Here is a 2,065-nt window from a genome sequence, read left to right on the forward strand (position 1 = left end):
GGGGGGGGGGGGGGCGCAGGTAGTGCCGGCCGCTGGCCGGCAGCCTCTCGCGTCCGGGCACGCAGATTTTTGCCGCACGCCTGCGTCCCCCGCTAGGCTGTGGCACACCCCCGGTAGCGCAGATATTCAATGAACGCAGATGCCTTCGTAGCAAGGTGGTACGCGGAGAAAGCGAACCTCCTCGCCATGGCATGGACTCCAGGCACGGCGTGCGCAGCAAGAATCGCCGCGATGGACCTGTCGCCCGAGCAGACCCAGCAGTTGCGGGAGATGCTCGATGTCTTCACCACCGACACCCTCTACACCCTGCTGCTCGGGCTGGATGGCAGCGCCGCGCTGGGCGGTGACCAGTGCCACTACACCCTGCTGGACGAGGACGGTTCGGTGATCGCCGAGGAAGGAGATCTTGAAGCTGCGGCCTATGCGTGGTTCCACGAAGGCCGATCATCACAGCCGGGGCGTTGATCGTTCTTTTCTCAACGTCAAGCTCGAGCAGGCCCGATGCTTAGGCACGGCCGCGTGAGCCGAATAGACGTGGTAATCGGCTCACCAGCGCATCGGTTCGATTTAAGGTTCACCGCACCATCGCCTTCAACATCCCGGCGATCTTCGAATACGGCGGCTTGAGCAGATCGCTGGCGGCCCAGCGCGACTGCCACAGGATCGGCAGCTGCTTGCTCATCGCATCGAAACCGGCGCGCGCGTGGTACGCGCCCATGCCACTCGGGCCAACGCCGCCGAACGGCAGCCCATTGACCGCGAAATGCAGCAGCGTGTCGTTGACGGTGATGCCGCCGGCCACGACCTGCGCCAGCACCCGTTCCACCTGCGTAGGTTCGTGACTGAAGACGTACAGCGCCAACGGGCGGTCACGGGACTGCACCGCCGCGATGGCGGCGTCCAGATCCGGATAGGCGCAGACCGGCAGGATAGGGCCAAAAATCTCTTCGCGCATCAGCGCCAGATCGGCCGGCGGATCGAGCACGATGGTCGGCACGATCAGCCGCTCGCGCTGGGCACGCTCGGGATCGACCGTGGCCAGTTCGATTACCGGCACGCCCCGCGCGCGGGCCTCATCGAGATAGCCGCGCAGGCGCTGGTACTGGCCGTCGTGGATGATCCGGGTGTAATCGGCGGCGTCGCTGAAATCGCCATAGCGCGCCTGCACCTGGGTCTGCAGCTGCTGCACCAGTTCGCGCTGGCGATGGCCGTCGATCAGCACGTAGTCCGGCGCGATGCAGGTCTGGCCGGCATTGAAGAACTTGCCGGTGGCCAGGCGCGCGGCCGCCTTCTCCAGCGGGTAATCGCTGCAGACGATGGCGGGGGATTTACCGCCCAGTTCGAGGGTCAGCGGGGTCAGGTGCTCGGCCGCGGCCGCCATGACCTTGCGGCCGATGGTGGTGGAGCCAGTGAACACCAGGTGGTCCAGCGGCGAGCCGGCCAGGGCGCTGGCGAGGTCTCCGTTGCCCTGCACGACCGCCACGCGATCCAAGGGGAAGACGTCGGCCAGCAGCGACTGCAGGAAGGCACTGGTGCGGGGCGTGTGCTCGGACGGCTTGAGGATCACGTGGTTGCCGGCGGCGATCGCGGTCGCCAGCGGAATCAGCGCCAGGTTGACCGGGTAGTTCCACGGCGAGATCACCGCGACCACGCCCAGCGGTACCGCACGGGTCTGCGCGCGCGCCGGCCAGAACCGCCAGCCGACACCGACCCGGCGCGGCCGCATCCAGCCGCGCAGATGGCCGCACAGATGGTCGATGTCGCCGAGCACGGTCATGCCATCGGCGATCAGCGATTCGTGGGTGGAGCGGTGGCCGAAGTCGGCCGAGATCGCCGCGGCCATTTCCGGCAGGCGCGCCTTGAGGGCCGCGCGCAGGCGCTGCAGGTCATCGCGGCGCTGTTCCAGCGTCGGGCGGTTGGCCTGCCAGGCGGTACGCAGGGTCTGCAGGATCGCGGGAAGCGCGGCGGGATCGGTGTGGGCATCGCTCATGGCCCGACTATAGCGGCAGGCTGCGTGAGAGCGGGTCAGGGGAGTGCCGGCCGCTGGCCGGCAGCCTCACACGCT

General features: G+C 67.9%; 2 protein-coding genes. One reads left to right on the forward strand and one right to left on the reverse strand.

The features are described from left to right. Positions 1–231 precede the first annotated feature (231 nt). A complete protein-coding gene (locus tag ACE026_RS11595) occupies positions 232–465 on the forward strand; it encodes a hypothetical protein (RefSeq protein ID WP_421576460.1) in 234 nt (77 codons plus the stop codon). Between the two features lie 109 nt (positions 466–574). On the opposite strand, the gene ACE026_RS11600 is transcribed toward ACE026_RS11595, so the two are convergent. Further along, entirely contained in the window at positions 575–1,990 is a 1,416-nt protein-coding gene (locus ACE026_RS11600) for a coniferyl aldehyde dehydrogenase (protein WP_486039112.1), read from the reverse strand. Positions 1,991–2,065 lie beyond the last annotated feature (75 nt).

Source organism: Stenotrophomonas sp. AGC87 (genome assembly GCF_057333975.1).

Bases quoted from the DNA above. Each gene is read 5' to 3' on its own strand.
- ACE026_RS11595 (WP_421576460.1), top strand. From the start codon at position 232: ATGGACCTGTCGCCCGAGCAGACCCAGCAGTTGCGGGAGATGCTCGAT.
- ACE026_RS11600 (WP_486039112.1), bottom strand. From the start codon at position 1,990: ATGAGCGATGCCCACACCGATCCCGCCGCGCTTCCCGCGATCCTGCAG.